General features: G+C 48.8%; 25 protein-coding genes. 12 read left to right on the top strand and 13 right to left on the bottom strand.

What is annotated here, in order from left to right:
- Position 1 precedes the first annotated feature (1 nt).
- The 8 genes from B5F34_RS02650 to B5F34_RS02615 all read left to right on the top strand — a co-directional run bounded on the left by B5F34_RS02650 (position 2) and on the right by B5F34_RS02615 (position 6,725).
- Positions 2-463, top strand: coding sequence for a hypothetical protein (locus tag B5F34_RS02650; protein WP_087334798.1), 462 nt, complete (start codon positions 2-4; stop codon positions 461-463).
- A 6-nt stretch (positions 464-469) separates the two neighbouring features.
- Entirely contained in the window at positions 470-976 is a 507-nt protein-coding gene (locus B5F34_RS02645) for an HXXEE domain-containing protein (RefSeq protein ID WP_087334795.1), read from the top strand.
- A gap of 336 nt (positions 977-1,312) precedes the next feature.
- Positions 1,313-2,602, top strand: a complete 1,290-nt coding sequence (locus B5F34_RS02640) for an MATE family efflux transporter (RefSeq protein ID WP_087334793.1) — start codon at positions 1,313-1,315, stop codon at positions 2,600-2,602.
- Between the two features lie 21 nt (positions 2,603-2,623).
- A complete protein-coding gene (locus B5F34_RS02635) occupies positions 2,624-3,262 on the top strand; it encodes a CatB-related O-acetyltransferase (protein ID WP_087334790.1) in 639 nt (212 codons plus the stop codon).
- Between the two features lie 309 nt (positions 3,263-3,571).
- Positions 3,572-4,228 (top strand): ParA family protein, encoded by a 657-nt coding sequence (locus B5F34_RS02630; RefSeq protein ID WP_087334788.1) that lies wholly within the window; start codon positions 3,572-3,574, stop codon positions 4,226-4,228.
- Between the two features lie 5 nt (positions 4,229-4,233).
- Positions 4,234-4,596 (top strand): hypothetical protein, encoded by a 363-nt coding sequence (locus B5F34_RS02625; protein ID WP_087334786.1) that lies wholly within the window; start codon positions 4,234-4,236, stop codon positions 4,594-4,596.
- Between the two features lie 204 nt (positions 4,597-4,800).
- Positions 4,801-6,312, top strand: coding sequence for a DNA methylase (locus tag B5F34_RS02620; protein ID WP_087334784.1), 1,512 nt, complete (start codon positions 4,801-4,803; stop codon positions 6,310-6,312).
- A complete protein-coding gene (locus tag B5F34_RS02615) occupies positions 6,309-6,725 on the top strand; it encodes a hypothetical protein (RefSeq protein ID WP_087334782.1) in 417 nt (138 codons plus the stop codon). The genes B5F34_RS02620 and B5F34_RS02615 overlap by 4 nt, the downstream gene beginning before the upstream one ends.
- A 71-nt stretch (positions 6,726-6,796) precedes the next feature.
- Here B5F34_RS02615 and B5F34_RS02610 read toward each other — a convergent pair whose 3' ends face one another.
- From B5F34_RS02610 to B5F34_RS02560, 10 genes are all read right to left on the bottom strand, one after another.
- Positions 6,797-7,051: an LPD11 domain-containing protein gene (locus tag B5F34_RS02610; RefSeq protein ID WP_087334781.1), complete on the bottom strand. Its 255-nt coding sequence runs from the start codon at positions 7,049-7,051 to the stop codon at positions 6,797-6,799.
- 23 nt (positions 7,052-7,074) lie between these two features.
- Positions 7,075-7,389: a hypothetical protein gene (locus B5F34_RS02605; protein ID WP_087334779.1), complete on the bottom strand. Its 315-nt coding sequence runs from the start codon at positions 7,387-7,389 to the stop codon at positions 7,075-7,077.
- A gap of 413 nt (positions 7,390-7,802) precedes the next feature.
- Positions 7,803-8,324, bottom strand: a complete 522-nt coding sequence (locus B5F34_RS02600; protein ID WP_087334777.1) for a hypothetical protein — start codon at positions 8,322-8,324, stop codon at positions 7,803-7,805.
- 11 nt (positions 8,325-8,335) lie between these two features.
- Positions 8,336-8,650 (bottom strand): hypothetical protein, encoded by a 315-nt coding sequence (locus B5F34_RS02595; RefSeq protein WP_087334775.1) that lies wholly within the window; start codon positions 8,648-8,650, stop codon positions 8,336-8,338.
- Positions 8,651-9,006: 356 nt separating this feature from the next.
- Positions 9,007-9,387 carry a single-stranded DNA-binding protein gene (locus tag B5F34_RS02590; protein ID WP_087334773.1) on the bottom strand — a complete coding sequence of 127 codons (381 nt, stop codon included), beginning with the start codon at positions 9,385-9,387 and terminating at the stop codon, positions 9,007-9,009.
- Positions 9,388-10,121: 734 nt separating this feature from the next.
- Positions 10,122-10,379: a hypothetical protein gene (locus B5F34_RS02580; protein ID WP_087334768.1), complete on the bottom strand. Its 258-nt coding sequence runs from the start codon at positions 10,377-10,379 to the stop codon at positions 10,122-10,124.
- A 15-nt stretch (positions 10,380-10,394) separates the two neighbouring features.
- Positions 10,395-10,679 (bottom strand): hypothetical protein, encoded by a 285-nt coding sequence (locus B5F34_RS02575; RefSeq protein WP_087334765.1) that lies wholly within the window; start codon positions 10,677-10,679, stop codon positions 10,395-10,397.
- Between the two features lie 10 nt (positions 10,680-10,689).
- A complete protein-coding gene (locus B5F34_RS02570) occupies positions 10,690-11,019 on the bottom strand; it encodes a molybdenum ABC transporter ATP-binding protein (protein WP_087334762.1) in 330 nt (109 codons plus the stop codon).
- 15 nt (positions 11,020-11,034) lie between these two features.
- Positions 11,035-11,214 carry a ribonuclease P gene (locus tag B5F34_RS02565; protein ID WP_087334759.1) on the bottom strand — a complete coding sequence of 60 codons (180 nt, stop codon included), beginning with the start codon at positions 11,212-11,214 and terminating at the stop codon, positions 11,035-11,037.
- Between the two features lie 10 nt (positions 11,215-11,224).
- The gene (locus B5F34_RS02560; RefSeq protein WP_087334757.1) at positions 11,225-11,518 is read right to left on the bottom strand and encodes a hypothetical protein; all 294 of its coding nucleotides are present in this window, start codon (positions 11,516-11,518) and stop codon (positions 11,225-11,227) included.
- A 1,115-nt stretch (positions 11,519-12,633) separates the two neighbouring features.
- Here B5F34_RS02560 and B5F34_RS02550 point away from each other — a divergent pair.
- A complete protein-coding gene (locus B5F34_RS02550; protein ID WP_087334753.1) occupies positions 12,634-14,007 on the top strand; it encodes an aminopeptidase P family protein in 1,374 nt (457 codons plus the stop codon).
- A 97-nt stretch (positions 14,008-14,104) separates the two neighbouring features.
- Positions 14,105-15,310 (top strand): 6-bladed beta-propeller, encoded by a 1,206-nt coding sequence (locus B5F34_RS02545; RefSeq protein ID WP_087334751.1) that lies wholly within the window; start codon positions 14,105-14,107, stop codon positions 15,308-15,310.
- Positions 15,311-15,415: 105 nt separating this feature from the next.
- On the opposite strand, the gene B5F34_RS02540 is transcribed toward B5F34_RS02545, so the two are convergent.
- From B5F34_RS02540 to B5F34_RS02530, 3 genes are all read right to left on the bottom strand, one after another.
- Positions 15,416-17,305 (bottom strand): thioredoxin, encoded by a 1,890-nt coding sequence (locus B5F34_RS02540; RefSeq protein ID WP_087334749.1) that lies wholly within the window; start codon positions 17,303-17,305, stop codon positions 15,416-15,418.
- A gap of 38 nt (positions 17,306-17,343) precedes the next feature.
- On the bottom strand, positions 17,344-18,852 hold the full coding sequence (locus B5F34_RS02535) for an ATP-binding protein (protein ID WP_087334747.1): 1,509 nt from the start codon (positions 18,850-18,852) through the stop codon (positions 17,344-17,346).
- Positions 18,853-19,322: 470 nt separating this feature from the next.
- The gene (locus tag B5F34_RS02530) at positions 19,323-20,201 is read right to left on the bottom strand and encodes a helix-turn-helix domain-containing protein (RefSeq protein ID WP_087334745.1); all 879 of its coding nucleotides are present in this window, start codon (positions 20,199-20,201) and stop codon (positions 19,323-19,325) included.
- 394 nt (positions 20,202-20,595) lie between these two features.
- Here B5F34_RS02530 and B5F34_RS02525 point away from each other — a divergent pair, with 394 nt between their 5' ends.
- Together B5F34_RS02525 and B5F34_RS02520 are read left to right on the top strand one after the other, a co-directional pair.
- Positions 20,596-23,796: a TonB-dependent receptor gene (locus B5F34_RS02525; protein WP_087334743.1), complete on the top strand. Its 3,201-nt coding sequence runs from the start codon at positions 20,596-20,598 to the stop codon at positions 23,794-23,796.
- Between the two features lie 39 nt (positions 23,797-23,835).
- Positions 23,836-25,830 carry a RagB/SusD family nutrient uptake outer membrane protein gene (locus B5F34_RS02520; protein ID WP_239448765.1) on the top strand — a complete coding sequence of 665 codons (1,995 nt, stop codon included), beginning with the start codon at positions 23,836-23,838 and terminating at the stop codon, positions 25,828-25,830.
- The last annotated feature ends 269 nt before the right edge of the window (positions 25,831-26,099 follow it).

The following is a 26,099-nucleotide window of genomic DNA, read 5'->3' as shown; positions in this document are numbered from 1 at the left end:
TATGGAATTGTCTGATTGGTTCAAAGGCTTTGAGAAAGGCATTGTCAAACTGACGGAAGCACAGAGGGAAACATTCTTCCATGAGTGCGGCAAGAACTGCGTTCAATGTGGTACGCTTCAAATTTATAAAGACTTGTATGAACAGACCAATGGAGACCTTGATCTGTTTTTCGCCAAAGCTAATGAATTGCCCGGAGTAAGGTGCGAAACGATAAAGAAAGATTCTGTTTATAATCTGTATTTCCTGGAATGTACCTGCGGGCTTCATAAACAAGGCTATGTTTCTATCCCTCTGCTCTGTGAATGCTCCAGACAAAGTATTCTTTACGTCCTGCAGTCGTTATGGAAAGACAGGACATTCCAAGTAACCATTTGTGAATCCATTCTACGAGGAAGCCTGCATTGCAGGATGCGGATTGAAGCGAGCAACACTGATTTTGCTGAATTTGAAACGAAAATATAGAATGGAATGACTTTAATATTGATATATTTGCTTCCTATCCTGTTTATGCTCCATGAGTTTGAGGAAATGGTTATGCTGCCTGCATGGATTGAAAAGAATGAAAAAGAATTATCCCGGAGGCTTCCCGCATTACGATCAAAATTGTTTTTTCTACAAAGTCCTGCATTCGGCATTGCCGTGTGTGAGGAGTTTGTTATTGTAAGTACTTGTACTATGGCTACAATCATTACAGGAAACATGTTGTTCTGGTATATTTGTTTACTGGCTTTCAGCTTGCATTTCGTTGCCCACATTATACAATTCTTTATCATTCGCAAATATATTCCTGCCATTGTCAGCACCGTGTTATGTCTGCCTTATTGCGTCATGGCAATAAGTGCAGGTCATGAGCAATATTCCAATGTGGAAAACGTTTTGTTAGGTGTTTTAAGCCTGATTATTTGTATAGCCAATCTTTGCCTGATGCAAATCGTAACACCCAGAATTTATAAGTGGATTGAAAACAAGATGTGAATATCCGGAATGTGCATATCCCCCAAAAAGCGAAGTCAATTTGAGGGAAATGTTGGAAATCCTACAAAAAGAAACTGGAAACTTGGAGGTATAATCAAGAACAAATGCTACCTTTGCAAAGGTAACAGAAAAAATAGAATTGTTCAACCCGTATGAAATGGCAAGTGTGCATATAGCTGCGCTTAACGAATAGCATTTTAGTCAAGCTATTCAGCAACGGACAGGCTTATGACAGGTTTGTCCTTTCTTGTTTTGCCATTATTCCAAATTTATAATCATGCGATGTGTCATGCCGCCTTATGCAGCAGGACTTGTCGCATCCTATCAAGTTGAACAATGAACTATACATATAAGAATATCTGGCTCATCAACTTTCCCGTAATGATGAGCATCCTTATCGAACAACTTATCAATATCACCGATGCCATTTTCTTGGGGCATGTGGGAGAAATAGAATTGGGCGCATCCGCCCTTGCCGGGATTTGGTATCTAGCTATCTATATGCTCGGCTTCGGTTTCAGTCTGGGCTTGCAGGTCGTTATCGCACGGCGCAACGGCGAACAACACTATTCCGAAACAGGGAAGACGTTCTTTCAAGGATTGTTTTTCCTGTCGGGACTTGCTGTCCTTTTGTGTCTGTTCTCCAAACTGTTTTCCCCGATGATTCTAAGTAGGCTGATAACTTCTGTGGAAGTCTATCATGCCGTGATTGATTATTTGGACGGACGAATCTGGGGACTGCTTTTCTCCTTTCCGTTCCTTGCCTTACGCTCGTTCCTGGTCGGCATTACCCGTACAAAAGCCTTGAATATGGCGGCTCTGACAGCTGTGTTGGTGAACATTCCGGGTAACTGGCTGTTCATATTTCATTGGGACATGGGGATAGCGGGCGTAGCCATCGCGTCGTCTTTTGCCGAAGCGTGTTCATTGGCGGTGCTGACAATTCATGTCTTACGGAAAATGGACAGACGGCTTTATGGTTTGTATTGGAACTTAGATAAAGGTTTGTTACATCATGTTTGCCGTGTGTCTGTATGGAGCATGTTCCATTCATTCATCGGAGTAGCCTCGTGGCTTGCCTTCTTCGTGGCTGTCGAGCATTTGGGAGAAATGGAACTGGCGGCTACCAATGTCATACGCAGTGTCTCGACGGTGTTCTTTGTTATCGTCAATTCACTGGCGGCCACTACCGGTTCGTTGATAAGCAATGTGTTGGGAGCCGGACAAAAGGAACAGGTCATCCAGCTATGCAACCGGGTTGTCCGTTTGGGATATGCCATCGGCTTTCCGTTGGTCATTCTTGCTGTGATTTTCTATCGTCCGATTATTGGTATTTATACGGAAAGCCCGGTTCTGATGCAGATAGCCCGTCTGCCGTTTGTGGTCATGCTGCTGAACTACGTCTTTGCCTTGCCCGGCTATGTCTATATGAATGCCGTTACAGGTACGGGGGCAACACGCATGACATTCATTTTCCAGTTGATAACCATCGTGGCCTATCAGATTTATTTGTGGGGCATCAGCGGTTTCAGTACGTCATTGTCCGTTTATTGGACGGCAGAATATCTGTATGTGATATTACTTGGCTTGTTGTCTGTCATTTATCTGAAATATAAACGCTATTAAACGCTATTAAAACTGAATATTATGATGAAAAAGATATATCCGCGCACAGGCGACACGCAGACCGTGTACCTGAACGCGGTCGTGAAAGGCCCGTCTATCGAAGTGGGCGACTATACCATCTACAATGATTTTGTGTCCGACCCGTTGCTTTTCGAGCGGAACAATGTGCTATATCATTATCCCATCAATCACGAACGGCTGATAATCGGCAAGTTCTGCTCTATTGCCTGCGGTGCGAAGTTTCTGTTCAACTGTGCCAACCATACCTTAAAATCTCTATCCACTTACACCTTCCCGCTCTTTTATGAGGATTGGGACTTGGAAAAATCAGATGTCACAACGGCTTGGGACAACAAAGGCGACATCGTGATAGGCAACGATGTGTGGATAGGTTACGAAGCGGTGATTATGGCCGGCGTTCACATCGGCAACGGGGCAATCATAGCCGCCCGTGCCGTTGTTACGAAGGACGTGTCACCTTATACGATAGTCGGCGGTGTTCCTGCCCGGCCGATAAGGAAGCGTTTCGATGAAGAAGTGATACAGGAACTTGAAACGCTGCAATGGTGGAACTGGTCTGTCGAGAAGATACGGCGATGCTTGGCTTATATCGGGAATGGTGATGTGAACGGATTGCTTCAAATGCAAGGTGGTAAGTAGGAGCTGAATTACTACAACCTTGTTGAAAAGCCTTCAGACGGAAATGACTTTTATCGTGTGATTATATAATTATATAGTTATATAATCGTATATAAAATGAATTCAATCACCTTATATTCATTCTTGTACAATTTCACTATATGACATTCTTCATATTTGATATACAAATAGATACGAAATAGATGTAACTATATAATTATATAAATATATAAAATCATAAATATATAATTATTAACTGTCCTTCCTTTGTTGTGAGCCGATAATTTTGTATCTTTGTAGGAGAATTATATAGCATAAATTCGCACGGACATGAAAAACAAGATTGTCATATTCAGCAACATCAAAGGAGGCGTTGGCAAGACGACCCTCTGTGCCTTGTTCGCAAATCATCTTATAGAGCATGGCTTCCCCTCATTTGTGATAGATGCGGACCTTCAGGCATCGCTGTTCCGTCACCGCCAACGTGAAAAGGACGCCGCACCGGACGCGCAGATTCCGTGGAACGTGGATATGCTTGACACGTCCGACCATAAGCGGCTCGTGCAGGTAATGGGCAAACTGAAAGAAGTGCCGGGCATCGTACTGATAGACTGTCCGGGAAACCTGAACGACCGCAACCTGGCATACATCTACCAATCGGCGGACACGGCAATAATACCCATATCATTTGACGCGGACACTGTGGACGCCACAGGCATATTCGTCAAGGCTTTGAAGTCTGTGTCATCAGCCGGCCTGATTTTCATCCCCAACCGAATCAACGCGGCTGAGAGGAAAGCGGAAGAGATACGGCAACGGGAACAGACAATCGGGTATCTCGGGCTGGTCGGCACCGTTACACCGATGGTGAAGCAGAGCGTAGCCATAAAGAGATATTCCACGCTGTACCCGTTGGAGAAAAATCAGTCGGAACTGCTTGAACCGGCTTTCAATAAAATCATAGAGGAACTTGATCTTAAAAAATAAAGGCTATGGCAAAGAACAGCAGACCGGAAATAGACAACCCGCTTGCGAACATGGGACTGGACGACATCGTGCGGGGTATAACGACACCAGGCAAGGATAAAGAACCCGTCGTGGATGCGAACGGCGGCCCTGCCGCAGAAAAGGAGACAAAACGCCGCAAGAGAGGCAAGAAAGCCTTTGAGGAAAACCTCGCAAAATATACCGGCATAAGCGAGCAGGGATTTGCCATTTGGCTTCCCAAAGAGGTAAAGAAACGGCTTGAACTAATCCGCCTCAATGCGCACCGTAATATCCCTTTGAGGTCGCTTGCAGCCGCAATAATAATGACTTACATTGAAGAAAATGAGGAGAACCTCAATGAGTTATAGAATTGATATTATTATAATATATAATTATATAAAATCATAATTATATAAGTGCATAATTATATGGTTATATAAAAAGAAAAGAGTATGGAAATTCTGGTGATTATAGCCGTGTTCTGGGTAGTAGGCAAAATCCTTAAAGGGCTGTGGGGAGGATTCAGGAAGTCTGATTACCGGAGAGACCGATAGCCCGTTGGCAAGACAGACATGCAGGACACATGCAGGACATACATAGCTATTGACCTTAAGTCGTTCTACGCCTCGGTCGAATGCGTGGAACGTGGGCTTGACCCGCTCACGACCAATCTCGTCGTGGCCGACAGGAGCCGGACGGAAAAGACCATCTGCCTTGCCGTCAGTCCTTCGCTGAAAGCATACGGTATTCCAGGCCGTGCCCGGCTGTTCGAGGTCGAGCAGAAACTAAGGGAAGTCAATGCCGGGCGCAGAAGGAACTCAAGCGGATACAGGCTGACAGGAAAATCTGCGTCGGACATTGATCTGAAAGCTCATCCGGACTGGGAGGTGGACTATATCGCCGCTACGCCCCGCATGGCTTATTACATTGAGCACAGCACGCGCATCTACAAGATATATCTCAACTATATTGCCCCGGAGGACATCCATGTATATTCAATAGACGAAGTGTTCATGGACGTAACGGATTATCTGTCCACCTACGGAGTCATGGCACACGAATTGGCAAGAAGGATGATCGGCGATGTACTGCGGCAGACTGGCATCACAGCGACAGCGGGGATTGGCACCAATCTGTACCTCTGTAAAGTAGCAATGGACATCGAGGCCAAGCATATCCCGGCGGACAAGGACGGTGTGCGCATAGCGGAACTGGATGAGATGACATACCGCAGGAAGCTGTGGACGCACCGACCGCTGACGGATTTCTGGCGTGTGGGAAAAGGCATAGCCAGCAAACTGGAGCAATACGGCATCTACACGATGGGAGACATCGCAAGGCAGTCCGTCAGGAACGAGGAGCTGCTGTACCAGTTGTTCGGCGTCAATGCGGAACTGCTGATAGACCATGCCTGGGGATGGGAGCCTTGCACGATGGAATTTATAAAAGCCTATAAACCGGCAACGAACTCGTTCAGCAGCGGGCAGGTGCTCCAGGAGCCATACACGGTACGGAAAGCCCGCGTGGTAGTCCGGGAAATGGCGGAAAGCGCCGCTCTCGACCTGCTTGACAAAAGGATGGTTACAGACCAGCTCGTGCTGACCATCGGTTATGATACAGCCAGTCTGTCCAATGGGGATGTACAAACAACCTATAAAGGTGAGATAACGACCGACTATTACGGGCGGAAAATTCCGAAGCACGCACACGGCACTGCCAATCTGGAAAGCCCGACATCATCCGCACGGCTCATATCCGAGGCTGTCATGGAACTTTTCGACCGGATTGTCAATCCCGACCTGCTGGTGAGACGCATCAACCTGACCACGAACCATGTCGTCGATGAAGAAACGGCAGCCAAGAATCCGGCTCCGGTGCAGTATGACCTGTTCACAGACTATGAAGCGCTGGAAAGGAAACAGAGGGAAGAAAAGGAAAGGCTTGCCAAGGAGCGCCAAATACAGACGGCCATTCTAAACATCAAGAAACAGTTCGGCAAGAACGCCATTCTGAAAGGACTGAATTATGAAGAGGGCGCCACCGCCAAGGAACGCAATGAACAGATAGGAGGACACAAGGCATGAAGCATCCATACGACGACATTATTGACCTGCCGCACCACGTTTCCAAAAGCCATCCGCAGATGTCCATGTACAACCGTGCCGCCCAGTTTGCCCCCTTTGCCGCCCTGACCGGGCACAATGCAGCCATCACAGAGGCCGCAAGGCTGACGGAGACGGAACAGGAACTGTCCGAAAGTGATGCTGAAGTGCTGAACAGGAAGCTGGCGTTTATCCTGCAACATATAAAGGATTACATCCTTGTAGAGATTGTATATTTTGAGCCGGACGGTAAAAAGGCTGGCGGCTCATACCGGACAAAGGCCGGTTTTATAAAAGAGTCCAACCCTCTGGCCGGAACGCTTGAAATGGATGATGGTTCACTGATACCCATCCGCCATATCAGGGATATAAAAGGAGACTGTTTTGAAGAATAAGCTTTTTAGGGAAGCCTTGTTGTACAGCAAATGCCGCAACCGTCATCGGGACGGCTGCAGCATCTTTCACATCAGGCGGCAGGCTCAAGCATTCTCATTTGATAGTCGAGAATTTCATCCATTGTCAGCCATTGCGGTTTCTCGTCCTCCTTGAAACTGTCGTACAACAGTAGCATGTACTCGATTTGTCGCTGTTCATCGCCAGCCCACAGGCGTTTTGGATTCCTGTTGCCATAGTTCAGATAGTACTCGCAATCTGACTGCATTCGGGACAAAAGCATATAGCGGAATTTCTTGTCATACTGTAGAACTTCTTCTTTCGTCATATCTTTTCTATTTTGAAGTCCATTTAATCCGTTACTTCAAGGAAATAACTCAACTCGTCATCTTTCAGATTTTCGACCGCGTATAGGTCTGCCTGCTTCCATAGGTCATTGTAAAGTGCTGCGACTTCGGGACGGCTCTTGTGATGCTGCCAAATCTTGTGATTGAGGACTAAAACAAGCTCCGTCAGATATTCGTAATCCTCTTTCCACTCCCTGAAAGCTCGGTTGAAAGTATCTTGAATCGCTGCCAATCCAAAAGCATCTGCTATCGTGAAATCTTCCCAAAATGTTGTCTGTACCTCGTAACCGTTCTCGCTCATAAATTCTTTGAATGCCATAATGTTTCAATTTTAAGTTTGATTTTTTATTTTCCCTCTGATACAATCCTGTACCGGAAGGCTGTTTATTTTTCTGCCCGAAGATTGGCGGCCAGTCCAAGAACAAGGATGCTGCGAAAAATACGCTCGCCAGCGAAGCCGGTGAGGAAGATTTTCCGCGAGCAAGCAAGGAGGTCCTTGAGCGGACTGACAGGCGGCAATCGAAATTTGCAGAAACAATAAACGGCTTACGGTCCGGATTATAGAGGTGTGGAGAGAATAATAGAAAAAGGGAAAGAAGTATTTATAAAAGATTAGTCCGGACGAGTTAGAACAGGTTGCCCGGTTTGTAAAAGCGGCTTTCTGCAGAATGAATGAAAGATGCCGCAACACATCCCATAGACGGTTGCGACATCCAATGCCTTTCGTCATTCTCACGCGGGCTTTTTACGTCTTCTGGTCTTCCAGCCGTAAACATCGGCGACATACGGATAAAGTGAACGTGTTCTCCGGCGAAAACCTTCCTCGTCAATTTCCCCACTGTAGATTTTGGCGGCAATGCGGTCTGCATCGTCCCTGTCTTTGGCGATACGGTACAAAACATGGTTCGTCCCGTCATGGTGAATCATGCGTCCCCGAATGTTGTAGCCATCACCGTACCACTCGGCTTCATCGCATTGGGATTGCAATATGTCGGCGATGTTGCTGCCAAGTATTTGATAGCCCTGCCTCCGACCATACCACAGTCCCAAATCGGCAAAGGCCATAATAACGCCGTCAATGTGATTGTTCAAGTTCTGTCGTTCGTCATCCAAATAGCTGTACACCTCGTCCGCCCATTCTTCATCACTGACGATGTAAGTGTCGTCATCCTGCATCTCCCGTTGAAATTCCTGGTAGCTTTCTCTTGCATCATCGTCCAGCCTGTCCTCACTTGACCAAATAATCTGTTTCATGTCCTTTAATTTTATAAGTAAATATTCTTTCTATGTGGCTCAATTTTAACGAAATCCCTATAGGCATATTCGCACTCTTTCCGACAAAGCAGACCGTTGGGTAGAATGCTGTTAGCATATACACAGACATGCACCGCTATCCAGTTATCTGTGTCAAGCAGTTGGCAAAACTCTTTCCAAAATTTAAATTGCACTTTCGCCATCTCAACCAGTGTCTCTTTTCCAAGATTGCCGACCCCATTTTCTTCCAACTGATACAGAACTTCTGCATTTTCATTGTCGATGATTGCTTTTACCCATCCTTTAAGGCTATAAACTGTTTCCATTTGATATGATTTTAATTGTTTATTTTTCCCTTTCTTCGGAGGTTTCACCTCGTCCGACGGGATTTGATTTTATGTGCAGGACACAAGCCGGAAAGGAGGGAACAAGGCAAGGAGGAAGCGGACAGTCCATGACGATTGCATTTGTGTTCAAGAAGTATTGACGAGCCTGCGAGTTGATGGTTGTTAACCACAAATGTAGCCGCGCCTTGACGGTTCCCGCCCGGCTTAACTTTGCACAGGAAAATCAATGGACGGCGGGACCGGCATGGATAAAGTATAAAGGGAACAGCTCGCAGAGGACTGCAATGAGCATAAAAAAGCGACCCGAAGGCCGCTTTTGACCGGATGGCAGGAGGTTATTTCTTGCCCCGTTTCGGCTTTGCTGCCGGCTCCGCAGGAGCTTCCTCCTTTTCCGCTGCCGGGTAGAACTTGACGGCTACCATCGTGATGCTGTTATGCTCGATGCCGTCTTTGTCTGTCCATCTTTCGGGTTTGAAATAGCCCTCCACGGTAAGCAGGGTGCCTTTGGCCAGGTAGTCGAAAGACCCTTTGTTCTCGTTTTTGCGCCACGCTTCAAAATTCAGGAAAGCGGATATCCGGCTGGTCTGATCACCGGACTTCTCCTGACGGCCTACGGCCAGGGAGAAAAGTGCTACACTTGCGCTGGTGAAACTGCGGATTTCAGCGTCCTTTGTTACGAAACCTGTCACTGTGAATGTGTTCTCAATCTTTTTCATGACTAAATGCTTTTAGAAGTTAAACAAATCAATTTTACGATGCCCAAAAAAGTAGGTGCCGCAAAGGGATGCACCAAGGACTGCCAGTAAATACTCTTTATTTTTGGTCCCCCAAAACCGCAGGCCCGATAAAGGAAGATTTGTACAGCTGTGCATTGGTCAAGGCTTGTCAAGCCGCTCCCGACCGCACACTATCTTTGCGGCGGAAAATGATTGTGACTTCGGCCAAAAGCAGTAGTGAAAAAGTAGAACACGAAGCGACGGGCTTCGGAAGGACGTGTCCGCAAGGCGCAAGCAGGCATACGTTCCCCACAGTGCCGGCATGAAGTCGGCAGGCCAGCCACACCCGCTTGACATTGAAGCGGCAAAAAGGAGCCAATGGCGGGCCAAAAAGCCCTGCGTGGAGGGTCATGACCGGAAGTTAGACAGCCGGTTTCGAGCAAAGCATCCGGCAGGCGTCTGTCCCGGCTGCAATGGGAAGCAGGAGGCAGGCAGGAAAGCGGGCAGAAATACCCCCTGCGGGCAAAAGCATGAGGGTCGCTCCGCAGCGAATGGAATGTGCTATAAAAGGGTGTGGTGCAGCCAAAAGAAAATAAAAAAGGAATCCCTGCCCCCGGAAAATAGCCATGATAAAAAGTATCGAAGGTACATATTCTCAATACGCCGTATTGAGAATATGACCTTGAATAATCCAGAAAATGCAATCCATCCTTACCTATACATATACAGCAAGGTCAGAAATGGGCAATCATGATGCGATGCTCGAAGACCTTGTTTTTATCGCTCGGTTTCCTCTGGCATATCCAAAGATGATGTGCCCCAAAGCCGTATGTGAAATACTCGTCAAACCTGGTCTTTTTCTTTAGACGTTCCATACTTGTGCGAAGTTCAGCTTCATTACACGAAAAGAGAATCGTGTTCATAATTATAAAATACAAGTTTATCACTTCGTCGCAGTAGGGGCAGAAGATATGTTCTATCGTTATATTCATGGCTATTTATTTTGATTAAGACTTTTCAGGAGCATTGTTTATAATAGCTTTTCCTTTAGAATTAAATACCTCGATTGTCGGACGGCCGCTGTTTTCGTCCGGTAACATACTTTCCGATGTGTAGGGTAGCGCACACCATTCATCATTGCACAAACGGCTGTCAATGATATTAGAAACATCCTCACACTTCCATGAACGGACAATGGCTTCCGCATCTTTGTAGCTTTCCGCTTCCACCGTGAAATAATCACGTTCCCAGCTTGTAACCTTACGGTCTTGATAAAATTGATATTTTCCCATTATTCCTGTCTTATTTTAATTCTACAATAGTTTCAATTCTGCCGTAAAGAGCTGAGCGCAAAGCTGTTTTATCGACGGCATAACACTCGAAAATATGGCCGTATTGTTTGACGAAATATCGTTTGAGCACATCAGAGAAGTCAAAATAATAACCCCTTAATGCGATACCTCTATTGAAATAGGTTCCATTTCTCACTTCTCGTGTAATCCAATTCTTATCTTCACGGCTCAACTTGCCGCCATTATTGAGGCTCTCACGAAGTTTGTACGCACGACTGTTCTGCAATGTCTCCAGTGCAGGCACTTCCCACTGGACAAATTTTTTTGCTATCGGTGTCATAAGTATATTTTTAGGTTATTCATAAATGATTACTTCATCCCGGTACTCGGATATTTCTTTGCCGCTGGTCAGGGAGACAATGATTCTATCACCATAATCGCCGACAACAGTTCCCTCCGTATAACCCTTGTACGGGTTAAGCAAGGTACAGCTCTTACCTATGATGTCGGACTGTTCTTCATTATTCTCGTACATAAGCCTGTCTTTACTTGATTTTCCACTCACCGTTTGAAAACGTCCTAAAACTCACATACTCATTTGAGAGTTCATAAGAATGTATGCTAATGTAAATTTGCTTTGGAGCTTCCAATAAAGAAATAAGTTCATTCATCTCTTTTTCCGGGCACTCCCATTTGGAGTAAAACTCACTCTCGACACATTGTCCGTGTCTCGCAATGTAGTAATCACAGAAATTCTCTTTTATGAACTGTTCAATCGTAATAAGGTCTTTTTCGTTCTCCGTCTGTGCGAAGAAATTGTTTGTTGCGTAATTTGCCATAATCTCAATATTTTAAGTTTTTTTTTCTTCCCTCTGGTAGCATCCGCTACTTTCGGGCTTGATAAAATTTTGGCGCAACAAAAGGTGTCATGGAACATTCCGGCAAGGTTTCGCAGCAAAATACAACCTCAGTGAAACCGAGGTGGAGATTTTGGTAAGAATCGGCAGACTTGACCTTGTGAACAATGTGGCATGACATATACCTTCGCGACATAATTCTTATCAGGAAGGCCGAAAGTCGGTGTGCGGAGTATCGGAAATGCTTCCCGTATAAAAGAGGGGTGCAGCGAAAAAATAAAAAGGGATAAGAGAGTTCTTCGGTGGTTTGATTGAGGCATCGAAATCCAGTTTAGTTTGGTTTATTAGCTCTATATATAGGCTAAATTAAACTAAACTGTATTTAGGCAGGAAAATATGACTGCCTATTGATGGAAAGTTGTATCTTTGCATTATCCTGTCGCCATTGAACCATATAATGTGTTTTTTTCTTTTGGCTGCAAAAATAGATATTGGGAAAGTCAGACGATTTTGCAAGGGGATGTTTGAGTCGGAAGTCTGCTTGTCAAGACACTCAAATGTTACCAAGTGCAAAGAATGAAATCAAATGAAAAGAAAAAAACACAGAATTATCAAAAAAGACAGTTTTGTTTCTAATTTGTTTCTTAAAAGCAACATGAATTTTATATAATATTGATTTTTAATGTGTTACAACGGATATATAGAAATTTACCAGATTTCTCAGACATATTTTGCTGCTTTTTCTTTTTCTTCTTAACTTTGGGCTGGATAAGCGGGAGATATTTCTCCGGTGCCCCGTGGGGTCCGGCAAAGAGATGAGAACGGGAGGCTGTGTGACACAGGGGCAGGACAGCTTAGTTGTAGGGGGCGGTTTGCAGGAGGTATTTTCCGGGCTGTATGAGGCCTGCTTCCAAGCGATAAGCAGCCTGCTTCTGAGGGATAAGCACCAGACTGGATGTATATAAGAAGCAAGCATCTGAATGCCAGACGAATAGATACTTGTACCGCCTCTTTGCACGGAGAATGGTTTAACCGCCTGAGCGAAAGATAGATAGACAGAGTTTTATTGTTTATTTTTATAATAAGAGATAAATATTATGTTTTCAAAAGACACTTACGTGCAGCGCCGCGATGTGCTGAAAAAAGCCGTGGGCAGCGGCGTGTTGCTGTTTCTGGGCAACGATGAACAGGGTTTGAATTACGAGGACAACACGTTCCGTTACCGTCAGGACTCCTCGTTCCTTTACTATTTCGGGCTTTCCTTTGCCGGACTGAACGCCGTTATCGACATTGATGAGAACCGGGAAATCATCTTCGGCGATGAGCTTTCCATTGACTACATTGTCTGGATGGGTACCCAGCCCACTCTGCGTGAGAAGGCTTCTGCCGTGGGCATTACGGAGACACTGCCTTCTGTCCAACTGGCGGACTACCTGCACCGTGCCGTGCAGCAGGGGCGTACCATACACTACCTGCCGCCCTACCGCGCCGAACACAAATTGAAACTGATGGACTGGCTGGGTGTGCCTCCTTCGCATCAGGAAGGCTCCGTGCCCTTCATCCGCGCCATCGTGGCACAGCGTAACGTGAAGACCGCAGAGGAGATTGCCGAGATAGAACGCGCCTGCGACATCACTGCCGACATGCACATCGCCGCTACGCGCTGCATCCGGCCGGGGATGTACGAGTATGAGGTGGTGGCCGAAATGAACCACGTGGCCGAAAGCCATAACTGCGAATTGTCTTTCGCCACCATTGCCTCCATCAACGGACAGACCCTGCACAATCATTACCACGGCAACCGCATCGAAGAGGGACAGCTCTTCCTTATCGACGCCGGTGCCGAATTGCCGTCGGGCTATTGCGGAGACATGTCGTCTACCATCCCCGTTTCGAAAACGTTCACCCCGCGCCAGCGTGCGGTCTACGAAATCCAGAACGCCATGCACTTGGAGAGCGTCAAGGCTCTGCGACCCGGCATTCCCTATATGGATGTCTATGACCTTTCGGCCCGCGTCATGGTGGAGGGACTGAAGGAACTGGGCCTGATGAAGGGCAATGCCGAAGATGCCGTGCGCGAAGGCGCCCACGCGCTGTTCTATCCCCACGGACTGGGTCATATGATGGGACTGGATGTGCACGACATGGAGAACCTGGGCGAAATCTGGGTGGGCTACGACGGCCAGCCCAAGAGCACGCAGTTCGGCCGCAAGAGCCAGCGGCTGGCCATCCCCCTGCAACCGGGCTTTGTGCACACCGTGGAGCCGGGCATCTACTTCATCCCCGAACTCATCGACCTGTGGCGCGGTCAGGGCAAGTTTACGGACTTCATCAATTACGATAAGGTGGAGGAATACCGTCACTTCGGCGGCATCCGCAACGAAGAAGACTACCTCATCACCGAGACCGGTGCCCGCCGCCTGGGCAAGAAGATTCCGTTGACGCCGGACGAAGTGGAAGCGATGCGGTAGAGATGCTACCATACCATCAATGAAAATAACCATCGGGTGGAGTTGGGACGCCATCAGGTGACGTCTCAACATTTTCCCCATAAACAATAAGTCTTTTATGAGAAAGAGAAAGTGGTTAGGTATCATGGCGCTGTTGGTTCTTGCGGGTTGCCGGCAGGCGGGAGCGCCAGAGGCATTGCCCGTCATTGACTTGAGCAAAGACTATCCTGAGAAAGAATTTGTGGCGCAGGACCTCTTCGATGTGGAGTATGTGCCACTGGAGACGAACGATGAGTTTTTGGTAGGTGGATTCGTGTTAGCCGTGAGCGGGCATTACATCGTGACCGTCGACCCGATGCACGAAGTGGGAAGTATAATCTTGTTTGACCGGAGAACGGGTAAAGGATTGCTGAAGATGAATCAGTTGGGGAAAGGACCGGAAGATTACTCCTGTGCTGATGACGTTATCCCGGACGATGCCAACGACGAACTGTTTGTGATAGACAGTGCCGGACGGAAGATACAGGTGTATAGCATGCGTGACGGCAGTTTCAGGCGTAGCCTTCCTTATGCGGCTGAGGCCGACTATGGCTTCGTGGACAATTATGACGAGCAGCATCTGATGGTCTATGACAAGTCCATTTACCTGAAAGACGGCGAACCGCGCGACAAACCTTATTATCACTTCCTTATTTCGAAAACAGACGGTAAGGTCGTTCGCCCCCTGCCTGTATCTTTCGATGAAATACATGCACCGGTTTCGCTGCGACGGGAGAACGGAAGGATGGTGTCGATGTTGGTTTCCCATTTGCCGGCTATTGTACCCAACCGGGGAAACTGGCTGCTGGTGGAAACCTCGTCGGACACTGTCTATAATTACCTGACAGATGGGCAACGCATGGAGCCTTTTTTGTTGAGGAAGACCACCGAAGACTTCGACCGGATGTTGGGGATAGGGGTGATGGCCGACCGTTATTGGTTTATGGAGCGGGTTATCACGAAAGAAATGGAACAGGGAAGCACGGCGGTTAGTATCTCAGACATTTTCCAGGTATCCAACCTGGTGTATGACCGTCGGGAAGGGCGGTGCTATACTTCGCTTGTGCGTAATGCCGACTTTGTCCGCGGAGAAGATGATCTTGTGGATTTGTGTGCTTTCCCTGTAAACAGTGGCGACGTGGCGGCCTTTCTTCCCATGATGGCTCACCGACTGGTCGCTGCCTATGAAGACGGTAAGCTGAACGACGGTCCGCTGAAAGATCTCGCCTCCCGTTTGGATGCGGAGGACAACCCGGTGCTGATGCTGATGAAGTATAAGAAGTAGGGGGCAGTAACAACATTCAGGCGCGGACGGCGCGCATTCTGCGGATTTTGTTTTTCTGTAAAATGCGGTGCCGTCCGCGCCTGGTTATATAGGAAAAAACTGCCTTTATCGGGCAATCTCTTCTTTCAGGGTCTTCTGCAACAGGTCATGGTCGCGCAGGTCGTTGCGCAGCTCGTACGTTCCGTCTTTCTTCACCAGCACATACGACGGGATGCCGTCTATCTGGAATTTGTCGCAGAGATACCTCCATTGCTGCTCGTTCAGGCGGAAGTGTTTGCCCTGAATGCCGGGAATCATGGTCTTGTATTGCACAAGGGGCGATGTCTCGTTGGCTATGTAGAGCCATACCAAGTTTTCACTCTTCAGTTCCGTTGCCTTCAGCGGTTCGTTGGCCTTGATGGAAGCGCGGCAGGGACCGCACCAAGTGTTCCAGAAGTCAACGAACACCACCTTGCCCTTGTAGGGAGCAATGAGTGTGTCAAACAGTTTCTCCACCGGTACATCGGGGGTCTGCTCGATGATGGCCTTGTCTTTCACGGCTTCCAGTTTGGCGACGGTCTCTGCCTGCATTTGCCGGAGGGCGTCGGCATAGAATGGGTCGTCGTTTGTTCCGAATATATTCAGGTCGTCGTCGGTCAGTGTGCCATTTTGCACTTTAGGGGCGAGGCGGGCATATTTGCGTAGCGAAGGAATCAATCCGGTCTGGATGCCGGTGGCTTTCAGCCAGGCATCGTCGGCATACATGACAGCGCGCAGGTAATCGTCGGCATAATCGCTCATCAACAGCATGGGGTCGTTAATATCAAACAGTTTGCACACCTCGGCTTTCTCTTCAGGAGTCATCCTGTCGATGCCTTTCACCGGGTTCTCCCAGTCATTGTTCAGAGCCCGGTAGTTGTGTTCGCGGAAGAAATCGCCCCGCAGCATGGCAGTGACGGCTTCTTCTTTGAGCGACAGCAGCATCGATTCTTTCATGAGCGGCGGCACAGTGTCGGCGGCTATGCTGTCCGACAAGGCTTTGTATTTGTCTGCCACGTGTGCTACATAGTCCTTGGCACTCATCTTATAGTCTGCAAACTCGCCGTTATAGAGGTTCATGGTGCGTAGGGGGACATGGGAGCCGCTGAGTGCAAAGTACAGGTTGTTGAGGTTGGCATACGTGCCGGTGGCGTAGCAGAAACGTGAGAGAGGCGCTGCTCCTTCTGTGCGTCGGCTTACGATGCGTTGTCCGCTATGTCGCATGTCGATATAGATGGAGAGCTGTTCGCCGGGGGCAATCCTTGCCGTGCAGCCCCAGTGTGCCGGTGTGGAAATCAGAGCCTGTGCAGGTCCATATTGTTTAAAGCGGAAGGTTGCGATACCTGTTTCCGGGTCGATGTTGGCGGTGTGCTCTTCCTGATTGCCGCTCAGGGTGTTGAGGTAGAGTGCTATTTCCTTGCCCAGTTCCGGCCGGTAATGAAGCAGGTGTACTTCTACGGTTGTTTCCCCACTTTTGAAGATGGGGGCGGGCATGGCAGCATTGCCATCCACCTGCATGGCTTCGGCCGGGATGTCTTCCGGAGCGTCGTATGTTTTCTTTCCGGTCAGGTCGATACCGAACAGCTTGAAGCAGTCATCGCAGTCGGATTCAATGAAGTCGAACGACCGGGTACGTAGCGGCAGCGGTTGGAAAGTCAGTTGGAAAGAAGCTTCGCCGGATTCCGGCATCCAGAAGAGCGAGTCGGGTGTGATGCCGGTAGCTTTGGTCAGGGCATACTTTTTTCCTCCGGCATTAAGATAAGTGTCTGAGGAGATTCTTATCCAATAGTGTGGCGTAAAGTAGGCATCGACCTGCAGGATCGTTGCCGTGTCCGTCAGTTCCACCCGAGTAATGTCGAGGGTCATGGTGTTGGATGTTTCAATCAGCGGGTTCTCTACCACGCGGGGACCGCTTTGGCAGGCGCCCAGCATCAGGGCCGGGAGAGCCCATGTGGAAAGCAAAGTTCTGATTTTCATGTTCCTGAGTTTTTTTAAATGATATGATTAGAGATTACTTATGCATGCAGTTCCAGCACGAAGCGTGCCCCCTTGGTATAGTCTGTGTCCAGCGACAGGCTACCGTTCATCTTCGTGGCTTCCAGCGCGCAGATGGGCAACCCCAGTCCGTCGCCCTGCGTCAGGTCTTTCACTTCGCTGAAAGGTTTGAAGAGATTCTCGCGGGCAGTCTCCGAAATGCCGTTTCCCGTATCGGTCACCACGAACTGATGGGTGTGCGCGCCACGTTTCTTGAAGTCCAGCCAGATTTTGCCTTCGGCAGGCGTATGTCCGGCAGCGTTTTGCAGGAGGTGGAGCAGGATTTTGGCAGTATGTTCCTTGTTGAGGCGCACCATCAGTTTGGGGGCGTTGACGGTCAGTGTCACATTCGGTTTCACCTCTTCGCGAATCCGGTCCATCAGACCTTCACAGAACGTCGACACGTTGGTTTCTTCCATTTCGTATGGAGAGTCCAGCGAGTCTTCCAGGGCCGAAAGTTCTTCAATGTGGGCGGTAAAGTCTTTCAGTGCCTGCACACCCGGCTGGCGGGCATCCAGCGTGTCCAGCGTGGGTTGCATCTGGGTGGAGATATTGCGGATGAACTTCGTCTTCTGCGCGTTGTGTTCGTTGACGGTTTCTATGATTTTCTTCTGTTTGCGTGTCAGCAGGATGAATCGCATCAGCACGATGCCTCCCAGTACCAGCGCGGCAGCCAGGATGACAGCCAGTATGCACAATCCGATGATGGTATATTGGCGTGTGGCCAGTGAGTGGTCCTTTTCCTCGATGGTTTGCAGGCTGCCATCGTATTGCGCTTTGAGTTCGTTGTACTTGTCTTGTGCCATGAGGGCGGCAGTCGAGTCGTTCCATGCCATGTATCGTTCGTAGGCACGTGCCAGCATGGCAGTGTTGCCTGCCCGCCTGCCCATGTCAATCATTTCTTTGTAGCATGCTTCGGCCTTGTCGTAATCCTTTTGTTGGGAGTAGAGAGCCACCAGTTTGTTGAATGCTTTGTCGCCCTGCGTGTTTTGTCCGAAGGTATAATAATAGTTGGCTTGCGTGTAGAGCAGGTTGGTGTTGAGAGAGTCTACTTGTGCGGCCTGTGCCCATCCCTCCAATTTGTCCAGTTGTTCTTTGGCGCGGGCTGTGTTGCGCAGTTTGATGTACATGCGCAGACGTTCGCGCGTCACGGGGTAGCGCAGGGCGGGCATGGACTGGCCGGTCTTCTGTTCGCCGGCGATGAGGGCCTGTTCTATGTTGAAAAGCAGCTGGAAAGCTTCTTTGTAATAGTTCTCGCGGTGGTAAAGGGCGGCGGCTTCTACCCCGCAGCGCACGGCTTTCTCGTACAGGTTGTCTCCTGCATAGGCATTGTAAGCCTGAAGATACATATATCGCGCTCGGATATAGTCTTGTTGTGTCAGACTTTCATGGGCTTGTTTCATGAGTTCATCGCCTTTCCCTTGGGCTGTAACAGACGGGCAGCAATAGCATAAAGCTATAAAAATTAGGTAATTGATAACTTTTCTCATAAGGTTTTTCGTTTTGTTTGCCCGTAAAGTTACGATATTCTTTCATAGTTTGTGCGCTTGCTTGTTTTTTTCTTTCAGAAAAATAATTTGTAGAGAACCCTGCCCGACAGTCTGGAGGTGCAGACGGCGCCGGGGGAAGGCCGTGGAGGCATGTGGCCAGTCTGATAGGGAACGCCGGTTTAGACTTTTCTTTCAAGGAATAGATTGGATTTTATCTTCCTGATAGTCAGCGCACTGCTTCGTATATATAACAAGCGTGCTGCTTATATCCTGGGAGTTCGGTGCTTATCGCTTAGAAGCAGGCTGCTTATAGCCCGGCTGTTTTTCAGGAAGAGAGGCCGGAACGTCCCTTACGCCCTTTGTGCCGGATAAAATATTTTGAGGAAACGAAAACAGACGAGCCTCAAACGGTCGGGCTTGGCCTGTGGGAGGGCGGTTGGCGTAACGGACGTTCCGGTCTGGTGACATCTTCACCGTTGTTCGTTGCGGTATTTCAGCGGGGGTATCCCCTTGTTGCGCTTGAAGAATTTGCTCATCACAGCCTGGTCGGAGAAGTGCAGGCGGTCGGCAATTTCCTGTATGGACAGATGGGTGCCCCGCAGCAGATGGCAGATTTCTTTCAGCAGGAATTTGCTGATAAGCTGGTAGGCGTTGTCTCCGGAAACTTCTTTGACAATGCGGCGCAGGTACTGCGGAGAAATGTGGAGGCATTTGGCGTAATAACTGACAGTGTGGTTGTGGCAGATGTCAGTTTCCAGCAGGTTGATGAAGTCGGCAAACTGCTTTTTTTGTTTGTTCGAACATTCAGGCATGTTTCTTGCCTCTTCTTTGTCCAGCAGGTTAGCCATTTCCAGGAAGAATATCTGTGTCTTGTGCCTGATGATGTCTTGGGTGAATCGGCTGACTCGTTGCGTGATGGTCTGGTGCAGGTCTTCCATTCCCCGTATGACTATGGCATAGTCTTGCGGCTTGAGTTGCTTGACCGGATAGTTGAACGTGTGCAGCATATAGGCAGGCGAGAAAGGCGGCTTCTGGGTGAATAGGTTCTGCATGAAGTCGTCGGTCTGCAACAGTAAGAATGCACGGGCATCAGAGGAGATGTGGCTCAGCCTGAACGTCTGTTTGATGATGTCGGCAAAGTCTCCGCGCTGCAAGTCGTATTTCTTATTGCCAATGAAGGCCTGTATGTTCCCATCTACGACAAATAGCTGGGCATTTCGGTAGTCCGTTGAGATGTCCATACTATTATATATGTAACTCGTTCCGATTTCGCGGAATTGAATTCCCGGATTGTTGTTTTTCATGTCCGGAGCCATGTCAGCTGTGATGTCTTGCATTTCTGTTCTCATAGTTAATGTAAGTTATGCGTTATGGACGCAAATGTAGATTTTTTGTAAGTATATCAAATGCAAAATAGATAAACGGCTTGTTTTAATCGACAAAACTCTGTTTACGGAATACTTCTTCGGCAAGTCTTCCCTGTTTTCTTTTACTATGTTTATAACTATTTGAATAATAGTAGTTTATTTCTAAATAAACAAGACTTGTTTCCGAATGAATAAAAAAACTTCGGCTGTTTCTCAATAGGAAAAAAGCAGGTCGTTTATGGCAATTAGGTTTATTAAGATGTCTTTAATTTTGCATCCGTTCAGATGTTTCTGTTTCCTTATTGTAGGCTTTAATAGCTGTAGTGAGGGCAGCATCTGGAGTTGTTTTTTTGTTTCACTTTAAAATCATGATAGGATGAGAAAGCAGATGAAACCAATTTGGATGTTGTTGCTTTGCGCGACATTGGGTGCAGGCACAGTCCGTGCATTTCCTGTTGCAGACACATCGGCCGATGCGCATGGCGTGCAGCAGACCGGCAAGTGTAGTGGTGTTGTGAAAGATGCTTCGGGAGAAACGATTATCGGGGCATCTGTCCGGGTAAAGGACACGAATAATGGTGTCATTACCGATTTGGACGGAAAGTTCGAACTGAATAATGTGCCGTTGGGTGCCGTCCTGGAAGTGACGTATGTAGGTTATCAGCCTTTTTCGGTGGAATGGAAGGGCGAGCCGCTCACTATCACGCTGAAAGAAGATTCGGAGTTGTTGGATGAAGTGGTGGTGGTAGGTTATGGTGTCCAGAAGAAGGTTAATGTCACCGGGTCGGTTTCGATGGTCGAGTCGGATGTCTTCGAGTCGCGTCCGGTGCAAAATGTTTCACAGGCTCTGCAGGGCCAAATTCCCGGCCTGAATCTGAGTGTGGGCAATTATGGAGGTGCCTTGGATGCCTCCATGAGTATCAACATCCGTGGCACGGGCACGATTGGCGAGGGGTCCAGTGCCTCACCCTTAGTCTTGATAGACGGCATTGAGGGGGATTTGGATGCGTTGAATCCCAACGATATTGAGAGTGTATCTGTGCTGAAAGACGCTTCGTCGGCATCTATCTATGGTGCGCGCGCTGCTTTCGGCGTGATTCTGATTACTACGAAAAGTGGGGCAAGCGGCAAACCGCGGGTCAACTATTCGGGCAACGTGCGTATCAGCCAGGGCATAAATATGCCCAAGATGGCTAACTCGTATGACTTTGCCACCATGTTCAACCTCGCCAATACCAACGACGGCGGCAGTGTTATCTTCGACGATACCTATATGCAGAACATCCTGGATTATATGAACGGCAATCTGGAGCAGTCGACCATTGCCAGCGGAAGTTCGTGGGCTAAGTGGAACGAGGGCGCCTACGACAACATTGACTGGATTCAGGAGTTTTACGGCGGCAATGCGGTGTCGCAGGAGCACAACCTCAGTGTGAGCGGCGGCAGTGACAAGATACAGTATCTGTTCAGCGGCAGCTTCCTCGACCAGGACGGTCTGATACAGCATGGCAGCGAAGACTTCTACCGCTACACGCTGAACGGAAAGATTACGGCGCAACTGGCCGACTGGGTACGGTTCACCTATTCGACCAAGTGGACGCGGGAGGATTATGAGCGTCCTACTTACCTGACCAGTCTTTTCTATCACAACGTATCGCGCAAGTGGCCCATCCAGCCGGCTTACGACCCCAACGGCTACGCCATGAACGAGAGCGAAATACAGCAGATGGAAGAAGGCGGACAACGCCGCAGCAATACGGATACCTATACCAACCAACTGGCTGTCGTGTTCGAGCCTATCAAAGACTGGCACATCAACTTGGAAGGAAGTCTACGCACTTATACCAATTATGTGCATTCCGAAGTGTTGCCCGTGTATTATCATGATGTGGATGGCAACGAAGTGGAAATGGCCTGGGATATGGGCGGTTCGAGTTATCCTGCCGGTACCAGCCGGGTGACGGAGTATTCTTATCACGAGAACTACTATACGGTCAATCTCTATACGGACTACTCGAAGACATTTGACAGCGGCCATTATTTTAAGGTGCTCGCCGGTTTCAATGCCGAGAAATATGCTACACGCGACATCACTGCCCAGCGTGACGACCTGATTACCCCCAACGTGCCTACCTTGGACACGGGACTTTCTGACGATTATGTGAGTGGCGGTTATGACCACATGGCCGTGGCAGGCTTCTTCGGTCGTATCAACTATGCCTACAAAGACCGTTACATGCTTGAGGTGAACGGGCGTTACGACGGTTCGTCCCGTTTCGTCGGCGACAAACGCTGGGGCTTCTTCCCCTCGTTCTCTGCTGGCTGGAACATTGCCCGTGAAGAATTCTTCCAGGACCTGGCAGAGAAGACCACCATCACTACCCTGAAGCTGAGAGGCTCGTGGGGTGAACTTGGTAATACGAACACGGATAACTGGTATCCCTTCTACCAAAGCATGCCTTTGGGATACAACGGGTCCTGGTTTGTCAACGGTTCTTCTCCTAACTACGCCACCACGCCCGGCATCACCAGTTCTTCGTTGACGTGGGAAACCGTGCGCTCATGGGATGTAGGCTTTGATTTTGCCTTGCTGGACAATCGCCTGACCGGTACTTTCGATTACTTTGTGCGCAGGACGCTTGATATGGTAGGCCCGGCTCCCGAATTGTCTTCCATCCTGGGAGCAGATGTGCCCGATGCCAACAACTGCGACTTGAAGTCCTACGGCTTCGAACTGGAGTTGGGCTGGCGTGACAAAGTGGGTGACTTCTCCTATGGGGTGAGCTTCAATCTCTCTGATGCGCAACAGGTGGTAACGGAATATCCCAACGATACCAAGTCGTTGAGCAGTTCTTATTATCCGGGCATGAAACTGGGTGAAATCTGGGGATATACTACCGTCGGGATAGCCCAAAGCCAGGAAGAGATGGATGCGCATTTGGCACAAGTTGACCAAAGTTCGCTGGGTTCCAACTGGTCGGCAGGAGATATTATGTATGCCGACCTCGATGGAGACGGACGCATCAGCACCGGTTCGTACACGGCCGATGATGCCGGCGATATCAGTGTCATTGGCAATTCTACACCGCGCTTCCGCTACGGACTCACATTGGATGGCGCCTGGAAAGGCTTTGACCTCCGGCTTTTCTTCCAGGGAGTAGCCAAGCGCGACCTGGCACTGGGCGGCATGTATTTCTGGGGTACGAACAGCGGCGGCATGTGGCAATCCAATGTGTTTGAAGAACACCTGGATTATTGGACGGAAGACAATACTGACGCATACTATGCACGTCCGTCGTTCAGCGGCCGCAACCAATACACACAGACCCGCTACCTGCAGAATGGAGCTTACTGCCGTTTGAAGAACCTGACCTTCGGTTACACGTTCCCGAAAGTCTGGACCAACAAGATTGGCATCGACAACCTCCGTGTGTATTTCTCGGGTGACAACCTGCTGACATTTACCAAACTGGTGAAAACATACGACCCCGAAGGAACCGGGTCTGCCTATGGATCATCCGGACAACTTTATCCGTTGCAAAGAACTTTCTCTCTTGGAGTAAATATTAATTTCTAAAACTGGAATGACATGAGAACTCATATAACTAAAAAGATAATGGCAACCGCGCTGTGGGCAGCATCTGCGCTGACGTTTACTGCCTGCAATGATTTTCTGGATTTGGAGCCGCTGGACCAGGTAACTCCTGAGAGTTACTTCCAAAACGCCGACCAGTTGGCGGCATATTCCATCGCTTATTATACGGATTTGTTTACTACGCCTTCGGGCTGGAGTCAGGGTGGTATCCTGAACGGAGATGCCAACACGGACAACATGGTGAACGGCGATGGAGATACCGACCTTTATACGACAAACTTGTGGCAGACTTCGCATAGCGGAGACCTGGGATTCAGTCTTATCCGCTATTGCAATTACTTTTTTGAAACCGTACTGCCCCGCTATGACGAAGGATTCTACGGTGAAGGCAATGCTGAAGTCGACCACTACATTGGAGAAATGTATTTCATCCGCGCCTGGGTGTATTTCTCGCGCCTGAAGACTTATGGCGATTATCCCATTGTGACGGAAGTCTTGGAGGACAATTCAGAAGACCTTATCGCACACGGCACCCGCATGCCCCGCAACGAGGTGGCCAACTTTATACTTTCCGATTTGGACAAGGCCATCGGCTTGCTGCAGGATAAGGGCTTCGAGGCCAACAACCGTATTAACAAACAGGTGGCCCAACTGGTGAAATCGCGTGTGGCTCTCTACGAAGCTTCGTATGAAAGATACCATCAGGGCACCGGACGCGTGCCGGGTGACGAAGACTGGCCGGGCTATCGGGTGCATCCGAATTATAGCTTCGATGTAGAAGCGCACGTCGACAGTCTGCTTGAAGTGTCGATGGAGGCAGCCAAGGAAGTGGCCGACAACACAACGCTGACAGAGAATACCATGGTGCTGGACCAGCATCCCGAAACCTATACCACCGGTTGGAACCCTTACTTTGAGATGTATGCCAGCGATGACCTCTCTGGCATCGACGAAGTGCTGATGTGGCGCGACTATGGCACTATCAGCACGACCAACGCTACGCATGGTGTGTGCGCTTACATCGTGACCGGCGGTTGGAACGGCTTGCTGAAAGGCTATGTGGAGAGTTTCCTTATGGCCAACGGGTTGCCTATCTACGCCAACGGGTCGGGCTATCAGGGGGATGAAACCTTGGATGACGTAAAGGCCGACCGCGACGGACGTCTGCAACTCTTCCTCTTTAGTGAGAGCAATTATCTGCCGTTCAACGACCAATTCTCGGATACAGTGTTCAATTTCTCGCCGGTGCTGGCTCCGGCACGTACCGGTGAGATGGGCGACCAGACCGGATACCGCTTGCGTAAGGGAGAAAGTTTCGATGTGGAGAACAACACTTATGGTAAGGCTGAGGGCACGACGGGGCAGATTGTCTTCCGGGGTGTGGAGGCTTATCTGAATTACATAGAAGCGCAGTATATGCTGGACGGTAGTATCAATTCCACTTCCGCTTCTTATTGGAGGGCTATCCGTGAACGGGCAGCGGTCGACCCGGACTATACGGCTACCATAGCTGCTACGGACATGAGCATAGAGGCCGAAGGCGACTGGGGGGCTTATTCGGGCGGAGAGCTTGTGGATGCTACGCTGTACAACATCCGCCGCGAACGCCGCTGTGAGTTCATTGGCGAAGGCATGCGCTGGAACGACCTGGTGCGCTGGCGCTCCATGGACCAGTTGAAGACGCAGAACTACATTCCCGAAGGCTGTAACTTCTGGACCAGCATGTACCAGACAGCTACCACTAACGAGAACCATGCGGCTTCTTCATTCGTGGAAGGTCCTACGGCGAGCGACGCCAACATTTCTTCCAGCGAAGAGAGTGTCTACATCCGTCCGTACCGCATCAGCAGCTCGAATACGCTGTATGACGGTTACACGTGGATGAATGCACACTACAATTCGCCTCTTCCCATTCGTGAGATAGAGCTTTTGTCGCCCGACGAGAGTGTGGATACTTCGGTTCTGTATCAGACGTGGGGATGGCCTACAGAGGCTAACTTGCCTGCCGAAGAATAAACAGTTTTCACAGGTATTATTGTTTAGGGTAATGGTAAGATGACAGAGTGTGATTTAAACTTTGGCTGCTTATCGCCTGGCAACTTCCTGCGGAGAGCTTGCCGGAATAGCCGGTATGTGCGGTTGTGGCATGGCGGTGCGGAAAGTTTAAATCACCTCATCTTCCGGAATACATAAGAAATAAGATATTCGATATTTTGTTTATTTAAAATTCTTGGTAAGGAGGTGAATGAGTCGGGAGACTGGTTGCCTTCGCTATTTTTTACTCT

Source organism: Mediterranea sp. An20 (assembly GCF_002160055.1).
In the GTDB taxonomy this organism is placed as follows: Bacteria; Bacteroidota; Bacteroidia; order Bacteroidales; family Bacteroidaceae; genus Bacteroides; species Bacteroides avicola.
Note: the sequence above shows the minus strand (reverse complement) of the source record. Positions and strands in the feature narration are given on the sequence as shown.